A 16,463-nucleotide genomic window follows, 5' to 3' on the forward strand; every position below is an offset into this window, starting at 1 on the left:
ACAGAGCGGCAACCCTCCGCCCATGCCGAAGGGTCTGCTCCAGCGGTTGGCCGCAATCTTTCTGCGATAGAGGCCAAAAGAACGACGACCGGCGGGTTTCCCGCCGGTCGTTTTCGTTCAGGGCCTTGCGGCGGGGTTTCCCGCCGGTCGTTTTCGTTTCGGGTGCTTGCGGCGGGCTTCCCGCCGGTCGTTTTCGTTTTCAGGGGCTGTCGTCGAAAGCGCGTGTCAGGGCGTCCGGCGCAGGAAGATGCCGAAGGCGCGGGGGCCGTCGCCGACCTCGAGGGTCGAGACCACCTTGAGGGTCTGCGTGTCGATCACGCTCATGGAATTGTCGAACCAGTTCACCACATAGACAGCGCGCCCGTCGTCCGAGGCGGCGATGCCCTCGGGATACTCGCCCACAGGAATGGTGGCGCGGGGCGCGAGGGTCGTGGTGTCGAACACGCTCACCGTCCCCGCATACTGGTTGGTGACGAAGGCCAGCGGACCGGCCAGCGCCACCGCATAGGGCCGGTTGCCCACCTTCACCGTGCCGACCACCCTGCGGGCGGCGACGTCGATGATGCTCACGTCGTTCGAGCCCACATTGGCCGTATAGGCTGTGCGGCCGTCCTCGGACAAAGTGATGCCGAACGGGCGGGTGCCCACCTTGACCACGGCGACACGCTCCAGCGTCGCCGCATCGATGATGGAAACCTGATCGTCGTCCCGATCGGCACTGAGCACGAGGGCGCCGTCTGGCGTCACCGCCACGCCGGAGGGGGATGCGCCGGTGTGGGCGATACGCTGCGCATCGGGCTTGTCGGGATCCACCACCAGGAGCCGCGCCGCATACCAGTCCGCCACATAGACGGGCTTGCCGGATGGCGCGACCGCCACGCCCAGCGGGCCGCCGTCCACATGGATGCGCTTCTCGACCGTGCGGGTCGCCGTGTCGATCACCGACAGAGCCTTCCCCTCGGGGCTGGTGACGAAGGCGCGGCTTCCGTCCCGCGACACGGCGATGCCGGCCGGCTCGCCGGGCACCGGAATGCGCGCGACGAGTTTGGGCGGGGCGGCGGCGCCGTCGAGCGCTACCACCGCCACCTCATTGCCGGGCTGGTTGGTGATGAAGGCCTCGGCCGCGACCGAAGGCCGGGGCGCGGCGAAGAGCGTTGCGACGAGGAGTGTCGCGGCGAGCCCCGCCGCGACTGCCGCGCGCCGCAGGGGGGGCATCAGGAGCCCTTTTCGACCTTGGCCTTCAGGGCGTCGAGACCGCCGCGATAGACCGCGGTCACGGCGGCGACGGCCGCTTCGTCGCTCAGTTCCGGCGGCGGGTCGTTGTTGGGATAGCCGCGATAGAAGGCGCCGCGCCACTCCACCTTGGTGTGGGTCGCATCGACGGGAATGACCGCAATGGTGGAGGAATAGTTGGTGACCGGCAGCACTTTCACGTCCACCGCGTTGATGCGGTAGGAATAGGTCTTCTGCTCCGGCTCGTATTTCACCAGCACCTCGTCGAGGGTGCCGCCGCCCTTGAGGGTGAGCAAGCGCGTGGCATCCACGGCGTTGCCGCCCTTGCCCTCCTGCTTGTCGACGGCGGGATGCCAGCTCATGTCCTGGAAGTTGGAGATCACGGCCCAGACCTTGTCGGCCGGCGCGTTGATTTCGACGCTCTCCGTCACCTTCTTGCGGGTGGGGCCGTGGGCGTCAGCGGCGAGCGGGATCATCGCGACCGCAAGCGCCGCCGCGGCGGCAATCATCTGCCTCATGGAAACGTTCCTCCAACAGTTCTTGGTCGGTGTTGAACGGGCCGGACGGCCGCGTCATTGGGAAAGCTCGGGCAGGCCCGGGGCGAAAATGCGGTTCTTCACCAGGTAGCGCACGCCGCGCAGCCAGGATTCGTCGGTGTTGCCGCGGATGTCCACCTGCCCGGCGCGCACCACTTTGGCACTGCCTTCCACCCCCTTCAGGTCGACTTCCTTCACCTGCAGCTCGATGGACAGGATGAGGTTCGACACCTTGCGCACCACGCCCACGACCTCGAACCGCGCTCCGGCGTCCGAGGCGATCTCGTTCTCGCAGGCATTGCACTTGAAGAAGGGGGAGGCCTCATCGATGCGCGCGGCGAAGGGCTTGAGATCGACGGGCCCGATCTGCCCGGACTCGACGAGGAGGCGCAACAGCTCGGCATTGATGAGCTTGAGCCGCGCGTCCTGTTCCGCGCGGATGCTGTCGCGCTGGTCTGCCGTATCGTCAAATAACTCGAAGCCGAAGATGGCCGCAGGCACGGGCGCGGCAAAGCTGCGGCCTGTTACGCCGAAAAATGTTGCGCCTGCGAAAAGAAGGGCAAAGACGAAACGGACGCCGGACATCATCGGGAACCTTTGGTAGGCGGGAGCGTGTCACAGCCCGCCCGCCGCTGGCAAGGAGAGATCATCTTATTGTTTTCTTATGTCTATTCGGTTGCCGTTTTTGGCTGATGATGGCTACATCTTCCCCTCGCGAAGACCCGGATCGACTGAGCCCCGATTGCCCATGAGCCTTCACTGGCGCCTCGAATGGCCGCGGCTGCGTCGGCCCCGCCTGCTTCTCACCTTTGCCTGCGCCGTGATGCTGGGCGCGGCGGGCTCCATCGGGACGTCGCTGGCGCAGCAGCCGGACGGCGCCGCGGCCCAAACGCCCGCCTCCGCCGAGCTGCGGCTCGGCCTTCTCACCCGCGAGGTGCCTCCGCCCCCGCTCTATGATCTTCTGGCGGTTCCGGCGGACGATGCGGTGGCGGGCGCCGAACTCGCCATCAAGGACAACAACACGACGGGCCAGTTCACCGGCCAGAGCTATGCGCTGGAGCCGGTCGTGCTCGCCGAGGACGAAGACGCGGGCGCGGCGGCGCAGAAGCTTGCGGATGGCGGCATCAAACTCGTCATCGTCAACCTGCCGGCGGCAGACCTGCTGAAGGTGGACGATGCGGTGAAGGGCAAGGGCGTCACCCTGTTCAACATCGGCGCCACCGACGATGCGCTGCGCGCCGAGCAGTGCCGGGCCGATATCTTCCACGTCGCGCCGAGCCGGGCGATGCTGGCGGACGCGCTCATGCAGTTCCTTGCCATGAAGCGCTGGACCAAGCTGTTCCTCATCGTCGGGCCGAACCCGGAGGATCAGCTTTACGCCGATGCGCTGCGGAAATCGGCGAAGAAGTTCGGCCTCAAGATCGTCGCAGACAAGCCATGGACCTTCGGCCCGCTGGGGCGCGACCGCTCCGACAGCATCACCCGCTCGGACGCGCTGGTGTTCAGCCGCGGCGTCGATGCGGACGTGCTGGTGGTGGCGGATGAGGCCAACGACTTCGGCAATTACATCCCCTTCCGCACCTTCGAGCCGCGCCTCGTGGTGGGCACGCAGGGCCTGACCGCCGGCACCTGGCATCCGGCGCAGGATGCGTGGGGATCAGCCCAACTCCAGAACCGCTTCCTGCGCGCCGCCAACCGCCCCATGCGCGCCACCGACTATCAGGCATGGCTCGCCGTGCGCATGGTGGGCGAGGCGGCGACCCGGGCCAAGACGACGGACCCGGTGGCGCTGGCGAAATTCATGCGCACGCCCGACTTCAGCCTCGCCGCCTTCAAGGGCGTGCCGGTGAGCGTGCGGCCGTGGGACCAGCAGGTGCGCCAGCCGCTCCTCATCGCCCAGCCCCTCGGCATCGTCTCGGTGGCGCCAGAGGAGGGCTTCCTGCACCAGAAGACCCCGCTCGACACGCTCGGCGTGGACGAGCGCGAATCCAAATGCCGGCTGAACTGAAATGCCGGGGCAAAAGCGCAACAAGCGCGCGAATTCTGGAGGAAATCCGATGATCCCGACCGCCCCGCGCCGGCTCGCTGCCCTTCTCGCCGGCGCCGCCGCGCTGATGGCGGCGGATGCGGCCTCCGCCTACACGGTCTACGTCTCCAACGAGCGCGGCAATTCCATCACGGTCATCGATTCCACCACGCTGGAAGCCAAGCAGACCGTGAAGATCGGCCGCCGGCCGCGCGGCATCACCATGAGCCCGGACGGCAAGGTGCTCTTCCTGTGCGCCAGCGACGACCATGCGGTGCTGGCCATCGATCCCGCGACGCTCAAGGTCCTGCGCAAGCTGAAGTCCGGCCCCGACCCGGAACTCTTCGCGCTGCATCCCTCGGGCAATCCGCTCTACATCGCCAACGAGGACGACAACCAGGTCACGGTCCTCGACGTGGAGCAGAACAAGGTGGTGGCGCAGGTGCCGGTGGGCACCGAGCCGGAAGGCATGGCGGTGAGCCCGGACGGAGCGACGCTGGTGGCGACCTCCGAAACCACCAGCATGGCCCACTTCATCGACACCAAGACCAACAAGATCTTCGCCAACGTGCTGGTGGACGCGCGCCCGCGCTTCGCCGAATTCTCCAAGGACGGCAAGCGCCTGTGGGTCTCCGCCGAGGTCGGTGGCACGGTGTCCGTCATCGATCCCGAGACGCGCAAGATCATCCACAAGGTCACGTTCCAGATTCCCGGCGTGTCCAAGGAGGCGGTCCAGCCCGTGGGCGTTCGGCTAACGAAGGATGGCAAGACCGCCTTCGTCGCGCTGGGCCCGGCGAACCGCGTGGCGGTGGTGAACGCCGAGACGTTCGAGGTGCAGAAATATCTCCTCGTCGGCCAGCGCGTCTGGCAACTCGCCTTCACTCCGGACGAGAAGCTGCTCTTCACCACCAACGGCAACTCCAACGACGTGTCGGTGATCGACGTTCAGGATCTCAAGGTGGTGAAGTCCATCAAGGTCGGCGGCGCGCCGTGGGGCGTGGTGGTCTCGCCGCAATGAGCGATGGCGTGCAGGCTGCGGCTTTGGAGATCGAGGCGGTGAGCCATGCCTTCGGCGCGCGCCGCGCGCTGGATGGCGTCTCGCTCACCGTTCCGGCCGGCCGCTTCGTGGCGCTGCTGGGACCGAACGGGGCGGGCAAGACAACCTTGTTCTCGCTGGCGACGCGGCTCTATGCGACGCGCGAGGGGCGGGTGCGCATCTTCGGGCATGACCTCTCCCGCGCGCCCTCCGCCGCGCTGGCGGAGCTGGGCGTGGTGTTCCAGAGCCGCACCCTCGACCTCGACCTGTCGGTGCGGCAGAACCTCGCCTATCACGGCGCCCTGCATGGCATGGCGGGACGCGAGGTGAAGGCCCGCATCGCCGAGCTGCTCGCGCTGGTGGGGCTCGCCGACCGCATCGACGACAAGGTGCGCACCCTCTCGGGCGGCCAGTCGCGGCGGGTGGAGATCGCCCGCGCGCTCATCCACCGCCCCCGCCTGCTGCTGCTGGACGAGGCGACGGTGGGGCTCGATCTGCCGTCGCGCTCCGCCATCGTCGAGATCGTGCGGCGGCTCGTGGACGAGGAGCATCTCGCGGTGCTGTGGGCCACCCACATCTTCGACGAGGTGCGCGCCGACGATCTCATCTATGTCCTCGACAAGGGCCGCATCATTGCCCACGGCACCGCGCGCGAGGTGACCGGCGCGCATCTGCGGCCGGCGGAAGAGCGCGCGCCCGACGGCCCGACGGCGGCTTTGGAGGCGGCTTTCCGGGCCATGACGGCGGCCCGGGCGGAGGACGCGGCATGAGCGAGGCGGCCTTCGACAGGGCGCCTTCCGCGCCCGTGCGACACCTCGGCCCCTCCGGCTATCTGGTGTGCATGTCCGGCATCGTCGGACGCGAATTGCTGCGCTTCGTTCAGCAGAAGGAGCGCTTCCTTTCCGCGCTGGTGCGGCCGCTGGTGTGGCTCTTCATCTTCGCCGCCGGCTTCCGCTCGACCCTCGGCGTCTCGATCATCCCGCCTTACGAGACCTACGTGCTCTACGAGGTCTACGTGACGCCGGGCCTGGCGGTGATGATCCAGCTGTTCAACGGCATGCAGTCGTCCCTCTCCATGGTCTACGACCGGGAGGTGGGCTCCATGCGGGTGCTGCTGACGAGCCCGTTCCCGCGCTGGTATCTCCTGCTTTGCAAGCTGGTGGCGGGGGTCAGCGTGTCGCTGGCGCAGGTCTATGTCTTCCTCGCAATCGCCCGGCTGTGGGAGGTGGACATCCCGCCCATGGGCTATCTCACCGCGCTGCCCGCCTTCATCCTCACCGGGCTGATGCTAGGGTCCATCGGGCTCGTCATCTCCTCGCTGATCCGGCAGCTGGAGAATTTCGCGAGCGTGATGAACTTCGTGATCTTCCCGATGTTCTTCGCCTCCTCGGCGCTCTACCCGCTCTGGCGCATCCGGGATGCCAGCGAAACGCTCTACATCGTCTGCCTTCTGAACCCCTTCACCCATGCCGTGGAGCTGGTGCGCAACGCGCTCTACGGCGTGTTCGAGCCGCAGGCCTTCGCCGTCGTGCTCGGCACCACCATCGTCTTCTTCGCCCTCGCCGTCGTCGCCTACGATCCGGGCCGCGGCATCATGGGGCGTCGGGGCGGGCCAAAAGGAGAAGCCGCGTGATCCGTTCGCTTGCCGCCGCCACGGCCGCCGTTGCGGCCGCCGCTCTCCTGACTGCGGCCCCGCTCGCCGCCCAGCCAAAGCCTGATCCCGACTGGCCCTGCCCGCAGCGCAAGACGCCGGAAATCGACCTCGCGCAGGTGTGGAGCGGCCCGGACCCGGCCTCCGCCGGCAAATGGACCGACGACCAGGACGCCGCCGGCCTCGCCGTGAAGCTCGCCTCCCGCCGCACGCCCGCGAAGGAGTTCGGGCCTTTGCTCGACGGCTTCGTGAAGGAGGCCGGTGCCGAGGCGGACAAGGGGCTGCTGCGGGTGATGGCGGGGGTCTACGAGATCATCAACGACCAGCGCAGCAAGCTCGTCCACGGCATCGAGCGCTATGCCCGCGGCCAGCAGCGCCTCGCCGACCGCATCCGCGAGGAGGGCGACCAGTTGAGCAAGGCGCAGACTTCCATCACCGCGCCGGAGACCGCCGAGAGCCGAAAGCTCGACGAGCAACTCAACTGGGACACCCGCATCTTCGACGAGCGCGCCAAGTCGCTCATCTATGTCTGCGAGACGCCGGTGCTGCTGGAGCAGCGGGCCTTCGACATCGGCCAGCAGATCCAGGCCCGGCTGAAGGTGAAGGGCTGAGAGCCAGGGGCGGCGGGCGCGACGGCTATTCCAGCCCCTCCACGTGGCCGATGAAGGGCAATTGGCGGAAGGCGTGGGCGACGTCCATGCCGTAGCCGACCACGAACACGTCGGGACAGGTGAAGCCGACGAAATCGGCCTCGATCTGCACCGCCCGTTTGCCCGGCTTCTCCAGAAGCACGCACACCAGCACCCGCCGCGCGCCGCGCGCCATGAGCAGGTCCTTGGCGAAGGCGAGGGTGCGGCCGGACTCCAGAATGTCGTCGATGAGCAGGACGTCGCGGTCGCGCACGTCGCTCTCCACGTCCTTCAGGATCTCCACCTGGCCGGAGGAGATGGTCGCCTCGCGATAGGAGGAGAGGTGCATGAACTCCACCTCCGGCGCGAGGCCGGACGTGTGCATGGCGCGCAGCAGGTCGGCGGCGAAGATGAAGGAGCCCTTCAGCACCGCCACGGCGAGCAGCCGCTCCGGCGCGAGCGCGGCGATCTCCACCGCCAGGGCGTGATTGCGCGCGGCGATGCGGTTCTCGTCATAGAGGACGCTGACGTTCGGCAGGTTCATGGTCCCTCTTCGCCAGAGCGCGCTTTGCCATCGGGGCCGCGGGCGCCCTCCCGAGATAGCCGCCGGGCCGGGCGCGCGCAATGCGGGACAGCCCTTCCTTCCGGGCAGGGCCGGCCTTCCGCGCCCCTGTGGCGACGCCTTCCGCTTCGTTTATGGTGTGGCGGGGCGCCACGGCGCGATTCGAGTGAAGGGTTGGGGCGTGGTCCGGTTCGAGAACGTCGGCCTCAGGTACGGCATGGGCCCGGAAGTGCTGAAGGATGTGTCCTTCGGCATCGAGCCCAATTCGTTCCAGTTCCTGACCGGCCCGTCGGGGGCCGGCAAGACGACGCTCATGCGCCTTCTCTTCCTCCAGCTGAAGCCGACGCGCGGGCTCATCACCCTGTTCGGGCGGGACGTGTCGTCCCTCGACCCCGACGAGGTGGCGGTGCTGCGCCGGCGCATCGGAATCGTCTTCCAGGATTTCCGCCTGCTCGACCACCTCACCACCTACGAGAACGTCTCCCTGCCCCTGCGCGTGCTCGGCAAGGAGGAGGCGAGCTATCGCGGCGAGGTGACGGAGCTTCTGAGCTGGGTCGGCCTCGGCGACCGGATGCACGTTCTGCCGCCGGTGCTGTCGGGCGGCGAGAAGCAGCGCGCCGCCATCGCCCGCGCCCTTATCGGGCGGCCGGAATTCCTGCTGGCGGACGAACCCACGGGCAATGTGGACCCGACGCTGGCCCGCCGGCTGCTCCGCCTGTTCATCGAACTCAACAAGTCCGGCACGTCGGTGCTACTGGCCACCCATGACATCGCGCTCATGGACCAGTACGACGCCCGCCGCCTCGTGATCGCCGACGGCCGCCTCTATGTCTACGACTGACGCCGCCACCCAGCCCCCGAACCCGCAGCCCAAGAAGCCGCCGGAGGCGGGCGAGGCCCCGCGCGCCAAGGCGCGGGCGCTGGCCTCCATCGTGCCGTCCTCCACCATCGCCGGGCGGGCCCTGGTGGCGGTGGTGGCCATCATGACCTTCCTCGCCGGCCTCACCATCGGCACGGCGGTGGCGGTGCGCGCGACCGCCAGCCAATGGCGGTCCGACGTGACGCAGGAAGTCACCATCCAGATCCGCGCCGGCGAGAAGCAGGCCACCGACGCCCAGGTGCAGGCCGCCGCCGACATCGTCCGCAAGACACCCGGCATCTCCGACGTGCACATCCTCACGCCCGAGGAGACCTCCCGGCTGCTGGAGCCGTGGCTCGGCTCCGGGCTCGACCTCGGCGATCTGCCGGTGCCGCGGGTGCTCGTGGTGCGCCTCGACGGGTCGAGCCCGCCCGATCTCGCGCGGCTCAAGCGCACCCTGACCGACCGCATCCCCACCGCGACGCTTGACGACCATCGCGGCTGGTCGCGCCGCCTCGTGGCGGTGACGGACGGGGTGATGCTGGTAGCGGTGGTGCTCCTGGTGCTGGTGGGGCTCGCGACCGTGCTCTCGGTGGTGTTCGCCACCCGGGCGGCGGTGGCCACCAACCGTTCGGTGGTGGAGGTGCTGCACTTCGTGGGCGCCCGGGACGGCTTCATCGCCGCCCAGTTCCAGCGGCATTTCCTCAAGATCGGCGCGGAAGGCGGCCTGATCGGCGGGCTCTCGGCGGCGGCGGTGTTCGGGGCGCTCGCCGCGCTTCCCCGCCTCGGCCTCGGCGGCGATCCCGAGCTGCCGACCGTGCTCGGCTGGCTCAATCCCGGCTATCTCGGCTTCTTCGGCATCGCTGCGTCGGTGGCGATCGTGGCGCTGGCGACGGCGCTGACCTCCCGCGTCACCGTTTACCGCACGTTGAGGACGATCACATGATCGGCCGCGCGACGATGGATGCGGCCGTCGCGGAGGGTGCGTCACCTCGTCTCTGCCGCATTCCGGCGGCATCGTCGGCTGCATGACCATGTCGAGCACCGAGCGCAGGATGAGGGCGCAGATCGGTCCCGGGCAGTCCGATACCGGCACGGCCAGACGCGGGGCAAACAATGGCGCGACTCGCAAGGGCACGCGGCCGTCTCCGGCACCGCGCCGCAGCCTGCTGCGCCGGCTTGCCGTCGGCGCACTGGCGCTCGGCGGGCTGGGCATCGTCGCCGCCGGAGCGGGCTTCGTTGCATTCACCACCCAGATCGCCGGGCGTGAGCCCGCGGGGGTAAAGCCCGCCGATGCCATCGTCGTGCTCACCGGCGGCCCCTCGCGCATCGTCGATGCCATCTCCCTGCTGAACGAAGGGCTCGGCCAGCGCCTGCTCATCACCGGCGTCAATCCCACCACCTCGCCTGACGAGATGCGGCGCGCCCTGCCGGACGGCGAGCGGTTGATGGATTGCTGCATCGATCTCGGCCACAAGGCGCTGAACACACGCGGCAATGCCCTCGAGGCCGCCGAGTGGACGCGCGAACGGCGGTTCCGCTCGCTGGTGGTGGTGACATCCTCCTGGCACATGCCCCGCGCCATGATGGAATTGTCGCGTGCCCTTCCCGATGTGGAGCTGGTGGCCTATCCCGTCGTCACCAGCCGCACCGAGCCGGAACACTGGTGGACCGATACCGGAACGCTGAAGCTGCTGGTGAAGGAATATCTGAAGTACATCATGGCCACGGTGAAGATCCGTCCCGCCCAGGCGGTGGCTGGTCCTCAGGCCGCTGCCGCGCCGTCGGGCGGGTCGGCCGCCGCGCCGCACTGAACACGCGCTCCCGGCCGCCCGGCCGCGGGGCAGGGAGACCGCCTTGACCTTCCTGCGTTCGCTCGTCTTCCAGATCGCCTTCTATCTGGTGACGACCCTCTACATGCTGGCCTTCCTCCCGGCGCTTCCCTTCCTGTCGCGCAAGGGCCTGTGGCGGACCGGGGTCATGTGGTGGGTGGATACCATCACGTTCCTGCTGCGGGTCATCGTGGGGACGCGGGCGGAGATCCGGGGCATCGAGAACATCCCGGAAGGCCCGCTCCTCATCGCCTCAAAGCATCAATCGGCGTGGGAGACGCTGGCGCTGCTGCCGCTGTTCTCGGACCCGGCCTTCATCCTGAAGCGCGAACTCATGTCGATCCCCGTCTTCGGCTGGTTCGCGGCGCGGGCGCGGATGATCCCGGTGGACCGCAAGGGCGGCTCGGCGGCGCTCAAGGCGATGACCCGGCGGGCCCAGGCCGACATGGCCGAGGGCCGGCAGATCCTGATCTTTCCGGAAGGCACCCGCCGCCCGCCCGGCGCGCCGCCGGACTACAAGTTCGGCGTGGCGCATCTCTATTCCAGCCTCGGCGTGCCCTGCCTGCCCATCGCGCTCAATTCCGGCCTCTACTGGCCGCGGCGGACCATTCTCAAGCGGCCCGGCACCATCCTGGTGGAGATCCTGCCGCCCATCCCGCCGGGGCTGCCGCGGCAGAAGATCACCGCGCGCCTTCAGGCCGACATCGAGGCCGCCAGCGACCGTCTTCTCGCGGAGGGATTGGCCGAACTCGGGCCGCGCGCACCGGCCAATCTGAGGGGTCGCGCGGGAGCCGATTCTTCCCCGTTGTCCACCCCTGTGGAAAACTCTTGATCGGGTGCGGGGGATCGTTCTAGTTTCGTTCTCATGAACGCAACTGATTCGCTCCTTGTCCCCCTGACGGACGCCGGTGGCCTGAACGGCCTCAAGCACGACGCTCTCGGCGCGCGCTACCGTTTCTGGCGCGACGAAGACGGCCTGCGCCACGTGTTCTCGGTCTATCGGCCCGACGCCGCTCCGGATTATCCGGACGCCCTCGCCGTGGTTTCGCGGCGCACGCCCGCGGGCTCCATCGCCATGTGGGCGGGCCCTGCGAGCCATGCCCGCACGGCCGCGCTCAGGATGCGCGGCGATGAAATCCACATCCATGTGTTCGGCGAGGAGAATGCGCCCGCCTTGCGTCGCCTGATGGACCGCAGCCTGATGGGTCGTTCCTCGGTGGATCGCGGCGAGGTCCCGGCGCTTCCCCGCCCGGCCGTCCAGGCGCTCAGCCTGCCCGCCCGCCGCCACGCGGCGTAAGGGGCGCCGGCTCAGGGAGACCCGTCGCCTTCCGCATCATCCGGCAGCACCGGCGGCAGAGCGTGGCTCGCCGTCAAATGTTGGGTGAGATAGGCGAGGCCCGGATCGCGGATGCCAAGGCTCTCCAGAGCCTTCACCGTCGCCACCACATAATCCGTGTTCGGCCCCGACTTGCCGTGGGAACGGCGCACGAGGGCCAACTGGTCGTCGAGGGTCAGGCCCCGCGCATATTGGGGATGGGCACGGTTGACCAGATAGGCCACGGCCGCGGCGTCCCGTCCCGATCCGTCCAGCAGGCGCACCCGCCGCATCACCTCGCGATAGACACCGGAGATCTGCTCGCGCTCGGTAAGATAGGCGTGGGTCTGCGGCCATTCCGCCGCCGCCACCCGGTAGGCGATGCCCCGGCAGGAGCCGCCGAGATCGAGGCCAAGCACCAGCCCCGGCTTCTCCGGCGTGCCGCGGTGGTGGAAGGAATAGACACACAGGGTGCGGTGGGCGCCCACGAGCCGCGCTTCGCAGCGTTCGACAAAGGCGAAGCCCGGATTCCACATCAGCGAGCCATAGGCGAACACCCAGACGTCGCCGTGCATCCCGGCCGTCGCAGCGGAAGGCGTGACCGATTGCCCCGCCGCCTTCGGCGCGTTGCCGCCTCCGCTCGCCGACCGCTTGTCCGCCATGGCCCCGACATACCTTCCCGGCGTTGACAGAAACGCCGGACCGTCGCCTAACAGCCGGCAAGGACCATCGCAAGCCACGGGCGACCGTGGCCAGCCGCAAGGATGTCCATGTCTGACCCCGTCCCCTCCGCTCCCGTTCCCTCCGCTCCCGTTCCGCCAGCGCCTCCGGCGCCGGGGAGCCGCCCGAAGCCGTGGCTCGTCATCGTTCCGGTGGCTCTGGTGGTGGTTGCCGCCATCGTCTGGAGCGGCCTGTGGTTCTATGCGGCGGGCCGCGCCGAGCGCGAGATCGACGCCTGGATCGGGCGCGAGGCGAAGCTCGGGCGCATCTGGACCTGCACCGACCGCCACCTCGCCGGCTTCCCCTTCCGCTTCGAGCTGCGCTGCCTGATGCCGAAGCTGGAGACCGTCGGCGGCGACGCCATGCGCTTCACCGCGGCGTCGGTGGAAGCGGTGGCGCAGGTTTGGGCGCCGAACCACATCGTCGCCGGGTTCAGCGGACCGGCACGGGTGGAGGATCTCAACACCGGACAGTCCTATGTGGCCGTGTGGTCGCTGCTGCAGATGAGCGGCGTCGGCGATCTCTCCGGCCGGCCGGAGCGCTTCTCGCTGCAGGCGCACGATCTCAAGCTCGAGCAGCCGGCCGCTACGGGCGCGCAGCCGGTGCCGATCCTCTCCGCTCACCTGTTCGAGTTCCACGCCCGCCGTTCGCCTGGTCAGGACGGCAAGCCCGATGGTGTGGATTACGCATCCGGCTTCACGGGCGGACAAAGCGCGCTGCTGAACAAGCTCGGCGCGGAGGGGCCGGTGGAGATGGCGCTCCAGGGCACAGTGACCGCCTCTGCCGACCTCAGGCCCATGTCTGTCGCGCAGCGCATGCGCGCCTGGGCGGACGCGGGCGGCGTTGCCAAGCTCGACCGCTTCCACATCACTTCGCCCAAGATCGCCGTGACGGCCACCGGCGCAGTGGCGCTCGATCCGCAAGGCCGGCTCAACGGCAAGCTCGACCTCGGCTTCGCCGGCATCAACGATCTCGTGCAGGGCCTCGACAAGGCCGGCGCCATCCCGCGGGAGATCGCGCCCATCGTCAGCGCCCTCGCCATGGTGGGTAAGCCGGGTCAGGTGGAGGGACGCAAGGGCGCCATCTTCGCGCTCTCGTTCGATGCGGGAACGCTCAAGCTCGCCGGCTTCCCGGTGGGCATCGTGCCGCCGCTGTTCTGACCCTTCTGATCCGAGGCGCGGCGCGTCAGAAGACGCGCTCGCCTTCCACCAGCACGTGGCGCACCACCGGCGTGCCCTCGACGATGCGGAAGCGCACCACATCGGCCCGCAGGCCCGGCTCCAGCCGGCCGCGATCGTCGAGGCCGGCCATCCGCGCCGGATTGCGGGTGACGAGGGCCATCGCCTGGGGCAGGCCCATGCCGTCCACGGTGTGAAGGCGCGTCGCCGCCTGCAGCAGGCTTGCCGGCACATAGTCGGAGGCGAGGGCGTCGATCAGTCCCTCCTGCGCCAGCGCGCCCATGGCGACGCCGCCGGAATGGGAGCCGCCGCGCACCACGTTGGGCGCCCCACCGATGGTGGCGAGATCGGCCGCGCGCGCCGCCAGCGCCGCCTCGCGCGTGGTGGGAAACTCGCTGACCGTGCAGCCGGCGGCCTGCGCCTCGGCCACATGATCTTGGGTGGTGTCGTCGTGGCTTGCCAGAACGAGGCCGGTTGAGGCCAGCATCTCCACCAGCGGCGGCATGTTGCGGGCCACGTTGGCGCGGCCGCGGGCGGTACGCTCGCCGATCTCGCGCTCGGCCTCGGCGGCCTCCTTGCCGATGCCCAGCAGGAAAGTGCGCAGCACGTCCACGTTGCGCCACTGGCGGGCGCCGGGGGTGTGGTCCATCAGCGAGGCGAAGGCGAGGCCCGGTCGGGAGAGGGTCGGCTCCACCAGATCGAGCAGGTCCGGGTCGGTCATCTCGCACCGCAGGTGGACCTTATGGTCGGCGCGGAACAGGGGCGTCCCCAGTTCCACCGCATCCAGCATGGTCCCGAACAGCTGGCGCCGCTCCGCCTTGGCCTGGTCGAAGCCGCCGGCGCAGATGGCGTCGAAGACCGTGGTGATGCCGCTCGCCACGGTCTGCCCGTCATGGGCGAGGGCGGCGGCCCGCGCATCCGGCCAGAACACCTTGGGGCGGGGGACGAAATGGCCCTCCAGCGCGTCCGTATGCAGGTCGATCAGGCCGGGGGCGATGAAGTCGCCGTCGCAATCAACGGCGGCTGGCGTGGTGGCGCGGCCCTCGTCGATGGCGAGGATGCGCCCGTCGCGGAGCGTGATCGTCCCCGCGACGACGGCATCGTCGAGGACGAGGCGGGCGTTGGTGAGAACGGTGTCCATGGGGGCTCCGGAACTGGCAGTCGAAATGAATGCGCGGGCCGGCCTTCCGGCCGGACCCGCGGGATGTTCTGCGTTGCACCCTATCGTGACACCGCGGTGACGTCGCCCCAGCCGTGCCGGCTCAGGAGGGCGGGGCAGGCGGGCGCGGCACCACCTCGTAGAGCTGGAAGCGCTCGCCCTCGGAGATCAGCTTCAGGTGGTCGCTGTCGGGATTGGGCGCCCCGCGGTCGGTGAACAGCAGATAGACGTAATCGAACTTCGACGGCCACAGGTCCCAGTAGCGCGGGCCGTCGGGCGTCGGGTCGTCCTCGGTGATGAGGAGCTGTTCGGTCTGGGGCGGGGTGCCGTCCTCGGTGTCCACCTGCTCGTTGTAGGGCTTGCGGGCGCGCAGGATCTGCTTGCCCTCCACCGTGAAGGCGGTGGTGACAAGGGACGACTTCTCGATCATGGCGAGGCAGGCGGCGTGCATCAGGCCGAGGTCGGTCGGATCGTTGCCGCCCTGGATGTCGGCGTAGGCGACGAGCACGCGCGAGCCGGGGCGGATGCGGGTGACCGATTCGCGGAACGCCACCGTCCATTGCGACAGGCGATCCCACACCACCTGCACTTCGCCGACGCGGACCGCCAGCATCAGGATCAGAACCACAGCGAATCCGCGCCGGGCGAGGCGGTGGCGCAGGTCCACGCGCATGGCGGCGATCACCATGAAGACGATGGCCGCCGGCAGGCGCTGGTCTGCCATGTAGGTGGCGAACACCACGCGCGGCATGGCGAGATAGACCAGACCCGCCACCAGCAGCAAAGGCAGCATGAAGGAGTGGACGTAGAGCAGCCGGTGCCGCGCCGCCCAGACACCGGCCACGATGAAGATCGCCGCCACGGCGACCGCAACATGGTCGACGTAGACGTTGAAGATCATCTCGATGCCGGTGATCTTGCCCTGCGGCTCCCAGTAGTTCTGTCCACTGAGGCCCCAGGTGGGGCTCGCCAGCAGCAGCGGCAGGATGGGCAGGAAGGGCAGGCCGCCGCTGACGAACACGCCGATGCGCGGCCAGATTGGGCCTCGGCTGAGGCGCAGCCGGTCGAGCTCGTAGGCGAGGATGCCGATGCCGTAGATTCCCGCGGTGAACAGGTGGCAGAAGAACAGCGCCACCACGAACAGCGCCGAAACCAGGTAGCGCCACGGCCACCACTTGTCGCGCAGCGCCACCCAGGCGCTCAGTGCGAATAGGGCCAGACCGATGCCGAAATAATAGTTCATCACCCCGATGAGGAAGATGCCGTTGTAGAGCAGCGGGAACGCCAGCAGCGGCAGCGCCGACCACACGCCGAACAGCGCGCGGTTCAGCGTCATCGTGCCCGCGGCGATCAGCGCGAAGCACATCAGGGTGTAGATTTCGCCGGCGGTGTAGATGCCCACCACCCTGTCGATGACCGGGACCACGAGGTCCATCATCAGGTTCGGCAGGATGGACCATTTCAGAGTGTAGAAGCGCGCGAGGTCCTGATCCCCAGGGATCGAGGCGATCACGTGCATCCGGGCGAGATGGTTCACATAGTCCGACAGGGGCGGGATCGGATGGGTCAGGATCGGAATGGAGACGAGGCCGAGGCACGCCACGAACAGCAGCAGGATCTGCGAGGGGCGCAGATCGTGGGGCCGGCGCTCCGGCGGGTGATGGGCGTGCGCGGCGGCGCTCGTGGGGTGCGTGGCGGGTAGAATCGGGGGGGTCATGAAGGCCGGG

The 16,463-nt window shown here is 68.8% G+C and carries 18 protein-coding genes; 11 read left to right on the plus strand and 7 right to left on the minus strand.

The window, feature by feature from the left end:
* Nucleotides 1-225: 225 nt before the first annotated feature.
* Genes ACT535_RS09170 through ACT535_RS09180 form a run of 3 tightly spaced genes read right to left on the minus strand, consistent with a single transcriptional unit; the run spans nucleotide 226 to nucleotide 2,270 of the window.
* On the minus strand, nucleotides 226-1,215 hold the full coding sequence (locus tag ACT535_RS09170; RefSeq protein WP_476364139.1) for a YVTN family beta-propeller repeat protein: 990 nt from the start codon (nucleotides 1,213-1,215) through the stop codon (nucleotides 226-228).
* Complete coding sequence (locus ACT535_RS09175) at nucleotides 1,215-1,751, minus strand: SRPBCC family protein (RefSeq protein WP_024276644.1); 537 nt, start codon at nucleotides 1,749-1,751, stop codon at nucleotides 1,215-1,217. The genes ACT535_RS09170 and ACT535_RS09175 overlap by 1 nt, the downstream gene beginning before the upstream one ends.
* A 54-nt stretch (nucleotides 1,752-1,805) precedes the next feature.
* Complete coding sequence (locus ACT535_RS09180) at nucleotides 1,806-2,270, minus strand: DUF3280 domain-containing protein (protein WP_476364140.1); 465 nt, start codon at nucleotides 2,268-2,270, stop codon at nucleotides 1,806-1,808.
* Between the two features lie 247 nt (nucleotides 2,271-2,517).
* Here ACT535_RS09180 and ACT535_RS09185 point away from each other — a divergent pair, with 247 nt between their 5' ends.
* The 5 genes from ACT535_RS09185 to ACT535_RS09205 are packed head-to-tail and all read left to right on the plus strand — an operon-like array spanning nucleotide 2,518 to nucleotide 7,093.
* Nucleotides 2,518-3,777 (plus strand): ABC transporter substrate-binding protein, encoded by a 1,260-nt coding sequence (locus ACT535_RS09185; protein ID WP_476364141.1) that lies wholly within the window; start codon nucleotides 2,518-2,520, stop codon nucleotides 3,775-3,777.
* Between the two features lie 49 nt (nucleotides 3,778-3,826).
* Nucleotides 3,827-4,813, plus strand: a complete 987-nt coding sequence (locus tag ACT535_RS09190) for a YVTN family beta-propeller repeat protein (protein ID WP_168458570.1) — start codon at nucleotides 3,827-3,829, stop codon at nucleotides 4,811-4,813.
* Entirely contained in the window at nucleotides 4,810-5,601 is a 792-nt protein-coding gene (locus ACT535_RS09195; protein ID WP_476364142.1) for an ABC transporter ATP-binding protein, read from the plus strand. Before ACT535_RS09190 ends, ACT535_RS09195 begins: the two co-directional genes overlap by 4 nt.
* The gene (locus ACT535_RS09200) at nucleotides 5,598-6,464 is read left to right on the plus strand and encodes an ABC transporter permease (protein ID WP_476364143.1); all 867 of its coding nucleotides are present in this window, start codon (nucleotides 5,598-5,600) and stop codon (nucleotides 6,462-6,464) included. The genes ACT535_RS09195 and ACT535_RS09200 overlap by 4 nt, the downstream gene beginning before the upstream one ends.
* A complete protein-coding gene (locus ACT535_RS09205) occupies nucleotides 6,461-7,093 on the plus strand; it encodes a hypothetical protein (RefSeq protein ID WP_476364144.1) in 633 nt (210 codons plus the stop codon). Before ACT535_RS09200 ends, ACT535_RS09205 begins: the two co-directional genes overlap by 4 nt.
* A 25-nt stretch (nucleotides 7,094-7,118) precedes the next feature.
* On the opposite strand, the gene hpt is transcribed toward ACT535_RS09205, so the two are convergent.
* Complete coding sequence (gene hpt / locus ACT535_RS09210) at nucleotides 7,119-7,655, minus strand: hypoxanthine phosphoribosyltransferase (RefSeq protein ID WP_168458566.1); 537 nt, start codon at nucleotides 7,653-7,655, stop codon at nucleotides 7,119-7,121.
* A gap of 199 nt (nucleotides 7,656-7,854) precedes the next feature.
* Between hpt and ftsE the strand changes: the two genes are divergently transcribed.
* The 5 genes from ftsE to ACT535_RS09235 all read left to right on the plus strand — a co-directional run bounded on the left by ftsE (nucleotide 7,855) and on the right by ACT535_RS09235 (nucleotide 11,661).
* Nucleotides 7,855-8,514 (plus strand): cell division ATP-binding protein FtsE, encoded by a 660-nt coding sequence (gene ftsE, locus ACT535_RS09215; protein ID WP_024276652.1) that lies wholly within the window; start codon nucleotides 7,855-7,857, stop codon nucleotides 8,512-8,514.
* Nucleotides 8,501-9,478 carry a cell division protein FtsX gene (locus ACT535_RS09220; protein ID WP_476364145.1) on the plus strand — a complete coding sequence of 326 codons (978 nt, stop codon included), beginning with the start codon at nucleotides 8,501-8,503 and terminating at the stop codon, nucleotides 9,476-9,478. The genes ftsE and ACT535_RS09220 overlap by 14 nt, the downstream gene beginning before the upstream one ends.
* Nucleotides 9,479-9,587: 109 nt before the next feature.
* Nucleotides 9,588-10,346 (plus strand): YdcF family protein, encoded by a 759-nt coding sequence (locus ACT535_RS09225; RefSeq protein ID WP_168458565.1) that lies wholly within the window; start codon nucleotides 9,588-9,590, stop codon nucleotides 10,344-10,346.
* A 103-nt stretch (nucleotides 10,347-10,449) separates the two neighbouring features.
* On the plus strand, nucleotides 10,450-11,196 hold the full coding sequence (locus ACT535_RS09230) for a lysophospholipid acyltransferase family protein (protein WP_476364702.1): 747 nt from the start codon (nucleotides 10,450-10,452) through the stop codon (nucleotides 11,194-11,196).
* Between the two features lie 33 nt (nucleotides 11,197-11,229).
* A complete protein-coding gene (locus ACT535_RS09235) occupies nucleotides 11,230-11,661 on the plus strand; it encodes a hypothetical protein (protein WP_168458564.1) in 432 nt (143 codons plus the stop codon).
* Nucleotides 11,662-11,672: 11 nt separating this feature from the next.
* On the opposite strand, the gene ACT535_RS09240 is transcribed toward ACT535_RS09235, so the two are convergent.
* Nucleotides 11,673-12,254: a gamma-glutamylcyclotransferase gene (locus ACT535_RS09240; RefSeq protein ID WP_476364703.1), complete on the minus strand. Its 582-nt coding sequence runs from the start codon at nucleotides 12,252-12,254 to the stop codon at nucleotides 11,673-11,675.
* Between the two features lie 195 nt (nucleotides 12,255-12,449).
* Here ACT535_RS09240 and ACT535_RS09245 point away from each other — a divergent pair, with 195 nt between their 5' ends.
* The gene (locus ACT535_RS09245) at nucleotides 12,450-13,559 is read left to right on the plus strand and encodes a DUF2125 domain-containing protein (RefSeq protein ID WP_476364146.1); all 1,110 of its coding nucleotides are present in this window, start codon (nucleotides 12,450-12,452) and stop codon (nucleotides 13,557-13,559) included.
* 25 nt (nucleotides 13,560-13,584) lie between these two features.
* On the opposite strand, the gene ACT535_RS09250 is transcribed toward ACT535_RS09245, so the two are convergent.
* Nucleotides 13,585-14,718 (minus strand): alpha-D-ribose 1-methylphosphonate 5-triphosphate diphosphatase, encoded by a 1,134-nt coding sequence (locus ACT535_RS09250; RefSeq protein ID WP_476364147.1) that lies wholly within the window; start codon nucleotides 14,716-14,718, stop codon nucleotides 13,585-13,587.
* Nucleotides 14,719-14,839: 121 nt separating this feature from the next.
* Nucleotides 14,840-16,453, minus strand: a complete 1,614-nt coding sequence (locus ACT535_RS09255; protein WP_168458561.1) for a hypothetical protein — start codon at nucleotides 16,451-16,453, stop codon at nucleotides 14,840-14,842.
* Nucleotides 16,454-16,463 lie beyond the last annotated feature (10 nt).

This window comes from Xanthobacter sp. DMC12, assembly GCF_056314105.1.

Bases quoted from the DNA above. Each gene is read 5' to 3' on its own strand.
- ACT535_RS09170 (WP_476364139.1), bottom strand. From the start codon at position 1,215: ATGCCCCCCCTGCGGCGCGCGGCAGTCGCGGCGGGGCTCGCCGCGACA.
- ACT535_RS09175 (WP_024276644.1), bottom strand. From the start codon at position 1,751: ATGAGGCAGATGATTGCCGCCGCGGCGGCGCTTGCGGTCGCGATGATC.
- ACT535_RS09185 (WP_476364141.1), top strand. From the start codon at position 2,518: ATGAGCCTTCACTGGCGCCTCGAATGGCCGCGGCTGCGTCGGCCCCGC.
- ACT535_RS09190 (WP_168458570.1), top strand. From the start codon at position 3,827: ATGATCCCGACCGCCCCGCGCCGGCTCGCTGCCCTTCTCGCCGGCGCC.
- ACT535_RS09195 (WP_476364142.1), top strand. From the start codon at position 4,810: ATGAGCGATGGCGTGCAGGCTGCGGCTTTGGAGATCGAGGCGGTGAGC.
- ACT535_RS09200 (WP_476364143.1), top strand. From the start codon at position 5,598: ATGAGCGAGGCGGCCTTCGACAGGGCGCCTTCCGCGCCCGTGCGACAC.
- hpt (WP_168458566.1), bottom strand. From the start codon at position 7,655: ATGAACCTGCCGAACGTCAGCGTCCTCTATGACGAGAACCGCATCGCC.
- ACT535_RS09220 (WP_476364145.1), top strand. From the start codon at position 8,501: ATGTCTACGACTGACGCCGCCACCCAGCCCCCGAACCCGCAGCCCAAG.
- ACT535_RS09225 (WP_168458565.1), top strand. From the start codon at position 9,588: ATGAGGGCGCAGATCGGTCCCGGGCAGTCCGATACCGGCACGGCCAGA.
- ACT535_RS09230 (WP_476364702.1), top strand. From the start codon at position 10,450: ATGCTGGCCTTCCTCCCGGCGCTTCCCTTCCTGTCGCGCAAGGGCCTG.
- ACT535_RS09235 (WP_168458564.1), top strand. From the start codon at position 11,230: ATGAACGCAACTGATTCGCTCCTTGTCCCCCTGACGGACGCCGGTGGC.
- ACT535_RS09240 (WP_476364703.1), bottom strand. From the start codon at position 12,254: ATGCACGGCGACGTCTGGGTGTTCGCCTATGGCTCGCTGATGTGGAAT.
- ACT535_RS09245 (WP_476364146.1), top strand. From the start codon at position 12,450: ATGTCTGACCCCGTCCCCTCCGCTCCCGTTCCCTCCGCTCCCGTTCCG.
- ACT535_RS09250 (WP_476364147.1), bottom strand. From the start codon at position 14,718: ATGGACACCGTTCTCACCAACGCCCGCCTCGTCCTCGACGATGCCGTC.
- ACT535_RS09255 (WP_168458561.1), bottom strand. From the start codon at position 16,453: ATGACCCCCCCGATTCTACCCGCCACGCACCCCACGAGCGCCGCCGCG.